The 5,664-nt window shown below is 65.3% G+C and carries 8 protein-coding genes and 1 tRNA gene; 6 read left to right on the top strand and 3 right to left on the bottom strand.

All coding sequences use genetic code 11. From position 1 onward, the window contains the following. Positions 1 to 54: 54 nt before the first annotated feature. The 3 genes from WBF82_RS08615 to WBF82_RS08605 all read left to right on the top strand — a co-directional run bounded on the left by WBF82_RS08615 (position 55) and on the right by WBF82_RS08605 (position 764). Positions 55 to 420: a hypothetical protein gene (locus WBF82_RS08615; RefSeq protein ID WP_424382630.1), complete on the top strand. Its 366-nt coding sequence runs from the start codon at positions 55 to 57 to the stop codon at positions 418 to 420. 34 nt (positions 421 to 454) lie between these two features. Next, positions 455 to 613, top strand: a complete 159-nt coding sequence (locus WBF82_RS08610) for a hypothetical protein (protein ID WP_424382629.1) — start codon at positions 455 to 457, stop codon at positions 611 to 613. 75 nt (positions 614 to 688) lie between these two features. After that, positions 689 to 764 (top strand) — tRNA-Thr (locus WBF82_RS08605). Between the two features lie 21 nt (positions 765 to 785). Here WBF82_RS08605 and WBF82_RS08600 read toward each other — a convergent pair. Further along, complete coding sequence (locus tag WBF82_RS08600) at positions 786 to 1,514, bottom strand: hypothetical protein (RefSeq protein ID WP_424382628.1); 729 nt, start codon at positions 1,512 to 1,514, stop codon at positions 786 to 788. A gap of 115 nt (positions 1,515 to 1,629) precedes the next feature. On the opposite strand from WBF82_RS08600, the gene WBF82_RS08595 reads away from it, so the two are divergent. Both WBF82_RS08595 and WBF82_RS08590 read left to right on the top strand, forming a co-directional pair. Beyond that, positions 1,630 to 2,349: a response regulator transcription factor gene (locus WBF82_RS08595; protein WP_424382627.1), complete on the top strand. Its 720-nt coding sequence runs from the start codon at positions 1,630 to 1,632 to the stop codon at positions 2,347 to 2,349. Positions 2,350 to 2,370: 21 nt separating this feature from the next. Next, positions 2,371 to 3,831, top strand: a complete 1,461-nt coding sequence (locus WBF82_RS08590) for a sensor histidine kinase (protein WP_424382626.1) — start codon at positions 2,371 to 2,373, stop codon at positions 3,829 to 3,831. Positions 3,832 to 3,913: 82 nt separating this feature from the next. Here the strand turns inward: WBF82_RS08590 and WBF82_RS08585 are convergent, their stop codons facing one another. Beyond that, positions 3,914 to 4,318 carry an HIT family protein gene (locus tag WBF82_RS08585; protein ID WP_424382625.1) on the bottom strand — a complete coding sequence of 135 codons (405 nt, stop codon included), beginning with the start codon at positions 4,316 to 4,318 and terminating at the stop codon, positions 3,914 to 3,916. A 173-nt stretch (positions 4,319 to 4,491) separates the two neighbouring features. Here WBF82_RS08585 and WBF82_RS08580 point away from each other — a divergent pair, with 173 nt between their 5' ends. Then, positions 4,492 to 5,028 carry a YceI family protein gene (locus WBF82_RS08580; RefSeq protein ID WP_424382624.1) on the top strand — a complete coding sequence of 179 codons (537 nt, stop codon included), beginning with the start codon at positions 4,492 to 4,494 and terminating at the stop codon, positions 5,026 to 5,028. Between the two features lie 16 nt (positions 5,029 to 5,044). Here the strand turns inward: WBF82_RS08580 and WBF82_RS08575 are convergent. Then, positions 5,045 to 5,664 (bottom strand): SDR family NAD(P)-dependent oxidoreductase (locus WBF82_RS08575; protein ID WP_424382623.1); only part of this gene is annotated, 620 nt, incomplete at its 5' end.

The following is a 5,664-nucleotide window of genomic DNA, read 5'->3' as shown; positions in this document are numbered from 1 at the left end:
ACGCCTGGTAGCCCATTTTGTCCTGGCGAGTGCACGGCGGTCACCGACGCGAATTTGGATTATCCGCACCTTGTTCAAGCCATCGAGGATGCCTGGCCGGGGAATACCAATATCCAAACCTGGCTGGAAGCCTACGCAGCAGGCCAAGCCAACGTCCCGACCGCAGAGCAGATTCAGCAGTCCATACAGATCCTGCAGCAACCGTTCTGGGACTTCGACAACCCAAGTCCCCCTGTGGGCAGCGGACCCGATTTCAGCGAACTGACGGCTCAGTTCTACAAATTCTGGACGGATCTTGGCTTCGACCCCACCAACAATCCCGCCGCCATACGATTTCAGCGCCGGTCTGACCGCGTTAGCGAACGCCTTCGATGCCACCCAGCCATCGGCGGATTGGGCCGCGCCGGCGAACGCATTTGATCCGACACCGCTGACCGCGGACTGGGGCGCGTCGATGAACGCCGTTGACCCGACTCAGTTGGCGGAAGAATGGGCCGCGCTGGCGAACGCCTTTGATCCCGCTACCCTGTCGGCCGATCTGACCGCGATGATGGCGCCCTTCGCCGCGATGATGGGTCCGGAGCTGGGGACTGCGCTGTTCGGTTCGCTGTAATCGCTGCGTTCACACTCGACGGAGTTGAGCGGCATCGCCCCGTCTAGAATCGTCGTGGCTCATCGAGCCAGCCCGGCCGCGTTAGCTCAGTTGGTAGAGCGTCGCTCTTGTAAAGCGGATGTCGAGAGTTCGAGTCTCTCACGCGGCTCCATTCCTGTCGGCGCTGAGCGACTCACTCGTCATGGTCGATGACCCGCTGAGAGCGAACCGTCCGCGGTGACGAGCGGCGGCCCGGCCGACGGCCGGGCAGCGGAATCCGGTCGGCAATGTTGCTGAGCGGGTTGACCACCATGGTCAGCGATATGACGGCGTCCTGCAGCGTGGCGATGGCCGGTTCCAGCGCTTCCATCCCGGGGGCCAGCCGGCTCAGGGTGTCGGCGACCGCCGCGAGCTGCTCAAGCGGCCCGTTGCGGGCGGTGAGCTTGTCGATCAGCCCGCCCTCGGCCAGCAGCCGATCGGCCAGCCCGTCCTCGGCGAGAACCCGGTCGATCAGCCCCTCGTCGGCGGTCAGCTGATCCACCAGGCCGCCGGGCTTGAGCGCCCGCTCCAGCCCGCCACCCTCGGCGGTCAGCCGGTCAAGCAGGCCGCCCGGTGCCGTGAGCATGTCGACCACCCCATCCGGACGCAGCAGCCGATCGATCGGCCCGTCGGTGGCCAGGGCGCGTCCCAGCGGCGCGTCGTCGTCCAGCAACCGCGCCAGCCGGTTCGCCCTTGTGAGGGCGTCGTCGATGCCCAGCATGTGCGCGACCGCGTTCGGCCCTCCCGGCGAGCTCGTCTCGCCCAATGTTCGATGCGCCAGGCCGAGCGCCGACGTCGCAACGCCCAGGCCGGCGTCAGCGGCCGCGAGTCCGATGCGCGCGGGCGCGGTGACGATGGCGGCCAGGCTTTTGCCGAGGTTCATGTCACGAGTGTATTCGCGCCGGTCGGAGCGGCCCGAAGCTGTCGCAAAACTAACTGACAGCAAGTCCACAGCATATGTCGAGGCTGTACTGAGCTAAGTGCGAGCAAATAGACAGATGTCAACCGCAATCGCAGAAGAAACAACTCCCGAGGCGCGGGTGCTGGTCGTCGACGACGAAGACAATATCGTCGAACTTCTGTCGGTCAGCCTCAAGTTCCAGGGCTTCGAGGTGCACACCGCGACGAACGGCCCCGCGGCGCTGGATTTGGCCCGCGACGTCAAGCCGGATGCGGTGATCCTCGACGTGATGATGCCCGGTATGGACGGCTTCGGGGTGCTGCGCCGCCTCCGCGCCGACGGCATCGACGCCCCCGCGCTGTTCCTCACCGCCCGCGACTCGCTGCAGGACAAGGTCGCCGGGCTGACGCTCGGCGGCGACGACTATGTCACCAAACCGTTCAGCCTGGAAGAGGTCGTCGCTCGGTTGCGAGTCATCTTGCGGCGCACCGGCAAAGGCGTCACCCAGCGTCGTAATGCCCGGCTCACATTCTCCGACATCGAACTCGACGAGGACACCCACGAGGTGTGGAAGGCCGGTGAGCCGGTGTCGTTGTCGCCCACCGAATTCACGCTGCTGCGCTACTTCGTGATCAATGCCGGCACCGTGCTGAGCAAGCCGAAAATCCTGGACCACGTCTGGCGCTACGACTTCGGTGGTGACGTCAACGTCGTCGAGTCCTATGTGTCGTATCTGCGGCGCAAAATCGACACCGGCGAGAAGCGGCTCCTGCACACCCTGCGCGGCGTGGGCTACGTCCTGCGCGAGCCGCGGTAACCGTCGGCGCAGAATAAGGGGATGCCGAGAAGATTTCGGGTCGCCCTGCCGCTTCGGGTCGGCCTGATCGCCGCCCTCCTGCTGCTGGCCGCCTGCGGGCTGACGGCATCCGGCATTGCGGTCACCTCGATCCTGCGGCACAGCCTGATCCAGCGCGTCGACCAGACGCTGGAGGAGGCGTCCCGCGGCTGGGCGCAGGCACCCCGGGGATCGCTTCCGGTGCGCCGGGGGCCGACGCTGGACCGTCCGCCGTCGAACTTCTACGTCCGCTACATCACCGTGGACGGGCACACCACGACCGTCGTCAACGACAGCAACGCAGAACCCTCGTTGCCCGCCAACAATGACGTCGGGCCCGAGCCGGTGACGCTCGGATCGGTCGACAAATCGGCCGTGCATTGGCGGGTGGTGTCGGTACGTGCACCAAGCGGTCGGCTGGTCACCGTCGCCTACGACCTTTCCGACATCCAGCAGACGGTCCGGTCACTGGAGTTGCTGCAAATCGGCATCGGCGCGGCGGTTTTGCTGGTCCTCGGCTTGGCCGGATCGTGGGTGGTGCACCGAAGTCTGCGACCGCTGACGGAGGTCGAGAAGACCGCTGCGGCGATCGCCGCCGGCCAGCTGGATCGCCGTGTCCCCGAACGTGATCCGCGTACCGAGGTAGGCCGGCTTTCCCAGGCTCTCAACGGAATGCTCGCTCAGATTCAGCGGGCGTTTGCGTCGTCGGAAGCCTCGGCGGAAAAGGCGCGGAACTCAGAAGAGCGGATGCGACGCTTCATCACCGACGCCAGCCATGAACTGCGCACCCCGCTGACCACCATGCGCGGCTTCGCCGAGTTGTACCGCCAGGGTGCCGCCCGCGACATGGAAATGGTGATGTCGCGAATCGAAAGCGAATCGCGTCGGATGGGCCTGCTGGTCGATGATCTGCTACAGCTGGCCCGGATCGACGCCCAGCGGCCGATCGAGCAGACCCGGGTCGACCTGCTGGCCCTGGCCAGCGATGCAGTGCACGACGCGCAGGCGGTCGCGCCGAACCGCAAGATCACCATGGAAGTGCTCGACGGTCCCGGCATCCCTGAGGTGCTGGGCGACGAGCCTCGGCTGCGTCAGGTGCTTGGCAACCTGATGACCAACGCGCTGGAACACACGCCCGAATCCGCCGACATCACCGTCCGGGTCGGCACCGACGCCGACGACGCGATCTTGGAGGTGGTCGACGAAGGCCCCGGGATGAGCCAGCAGGACGCGCTGCGCATCTTCGAACGGTTTTATCGCACCGATTCGTCGCGCGCACGGATCAGCGGCGGTAGTGGGCTGGGACTGTCGATCGTCGACTCCCTGGTTAACGCGCATGGCGGCATCGTCACCGTGACCACGGCGCCCGGGCAGGGCTGCCGGTTCTACGTCAGCCTGCCGCGCATCGCTGACGGGCCTACCCGCGCTGAGCGCTCGGCGCGCAGGGTCGGACAACCAAGCTGAACGGCTGCCCGGAGATACAGTAATTCGGCGTCAAGCAACGTTCGCACCTGCGCACGATCACAGCAGACAAGCTGGGTGCAGCTCAGACCAGCTCGGCGAGGGCCGCCTTGATCTTGGCCTGGGCCTCGTCGAGAGATGCCGGAGACGGGTTGTTATCGACATTGGCGAAGCCGAAATCGCTCAAGCTGCGCGTCGGGAAGACGTGGACGTGCAGGTGAGGGACCTCGAGCCCGGCAATAATCAGGCCGGCACGGTCGACATCGAATGCCCGGCAAACGGCCTTACCGATCAGCTGCGCCACCGACATCACCCGGCCGAAGGCGGCCGATTCGACGTCCTGCCATTGGTCGATCTCTTCTCGCGGCACCACCAGCGTGTGTCCCTGAGTCATCGGCTGGATGGTCAAGAATCCGACCACCTCGTCGTCCTCATAGACAAACCGGCCCGGCAGTTCCCGGTTGATGATTTTGGTGAACACGGTAGGCATGCGTCCCAGCTTATGAGCACGGCCGCGCCCGCCACGGTCGGCGGGGCATCTGATGCACTTTGCTGTCACGGACAAGCCGCGAGGACTATCGTCGATTATTAGCTGGTGCGAATGCCGTCGGGTTGGCAGCGGCGCTGCGCAGTCAACCCACGCTGACACGCGAGGGAGATGACATGTTGGCTGTCACAACGTTTCTCAGCAGCCCCGAGTCGGTGGGCGTTTGGAACGCGGTTCCGCAGCGATCCTCCATCCGGTTCGAAAACAAGACGATGTGGGGCGCGATGAAGGTCCGCGGCGAATTCACCGAATTCAGCGGGGGTGGGCAAATCGAGGATGCTCGAACGGTATCCGGCCGAATCGAAGTCAAGGCCGCCTCGGTGCACACCGGACTGGGAAAGCGCGACGAGGATCTGCGTTCGCCGGCCTTCTTCGATGTGGAGAAGTACCCGAACATCATCGTCGAGGTCGCCGGTGGTGAGGCCAGCAGTGGTGACACCGTTCGCCTTAACGCGACTCTGACGGCCAAGGGCATTACGGCGCCGCTGCCGTTGCAGGCCCACGTCGAGGTGCTTGGCGACGGTGAGGTGCAGCTGACGGCACACACGACGGTCGCGCGCAAGCAGTTCGCCGTGGAAGGAAACATGTTCGGCATGGTGGGCGCCAAGACAACCCTGAAGGTCTGCTTGGTGTTCCGTCGCGAGGTCGGCTAGGCCGAAAGCAAGGGGCTTACGCGGGTCTGCCGATCAACGCGGAAAGCTCGGCCACCGACCACGGTGGTGAGTCGTGGTGATCCCGGTACCCGATCAGCGCAGGCGCGGTTCGCGGGTATCGCCCGATGAAACCGCCTGCGGCAACAAAGATTTCGCCGGTCACTTGGTCTGCGAGGTCACTGGCCAGATAGACGTATGTGGGAGCGACGTAGTCCGGCGGTGCGACGTCCAGCGAGCCCTGCATCGAGACGTCGTCGAGCAGTCCCCGCCGGTTCAGGTCGACGATGTGGGCTTCGTACTCCGGCCCGGTGGACAACCGCGTTCTGGCGCCCGGGCACACCACGTTGGCCCGCACGCCGTCCTCCTTCAGTTCCGCGGCAATCGCCAACGTCAGGCTGTTGACTGCACCCTTGCCGGCCGGATATCCGGTCCCGCCGTAGTCACCGAGGAACGCGAACGAGCTGGTGCTGACGATGCTGCCGCCACCCTGATCGACCATCTTCGGAGCGGCCGCACGGCACGTCGCGAACACCGTGCCCAAATGCGACTCGAGCAGCTCACCGAACTGGGCGGGGCTGATGTCGAGGATGGATGATCCCGGCGGTTCGGCGATGCCGGCACAGTTCACCAGGATGT

The sequence above is a fragment of the Mycobacterium sp. genome, from assembly GCF_049673265.1.
Lineage (GTDB): Bacteria > Actinomycetota > Actinomycetes > Mycobacteriales > Mycobacteriaceae > Mycobacterium.
This window is presented reverse-complemented; position numbering and strand designations above follow the sequence as displayed.

What these genes read in the sequence shown, in the direction of transcription:
- WBF82_RS08610 (WP_424382629.1), top strand. Translation starts at nt 455, where the DNA reads ATGAACGCCGTTGACCCGACTCAGTTGGCGGAAGAATGGGCCGCGCTG.
- WBF82_RS08600 (WP_424382628.1), bottom strand. Translation starts at nt 1,514, where the DNA reads ATGAACCTCGGCAAAAGCCTGGCCGCCATCGTCACCGCGCCCGCGCGC.
- WBF82_RS08595 (WP_424382627.1), top strand. Translation starts at nt 1,630, where the DNA reads ATGTCAACCGCAATCGCAGAAGAAACAACTCCCGAGGCGCGGGTGCTG.
- WBF82_RS08590 (WP_424382626.1), top strand. Translation starts at nt 2,371, where the DNA reads ATGCCGAGAAGATTTCGGGTCGCCCTGCCGCTTCGGGTCGGCCTGATC.
- WBF82_RS08585 (WP_424382625.1), bottom strand. Translation starts at nt 4,318, where the DNA reads ATGCCTACCGTGTTCACCAAAATCATCAACCGGGAACTGCCGGGCCGG.
- WBF82_RS08580 (WP_424382624.1), top strand. Translation starts at nt 4,492, where the DNA reads ATGTTGGCTGTCACAACGTTTCTCAGCAGCCCCGAGTCGGTGGGCGTT.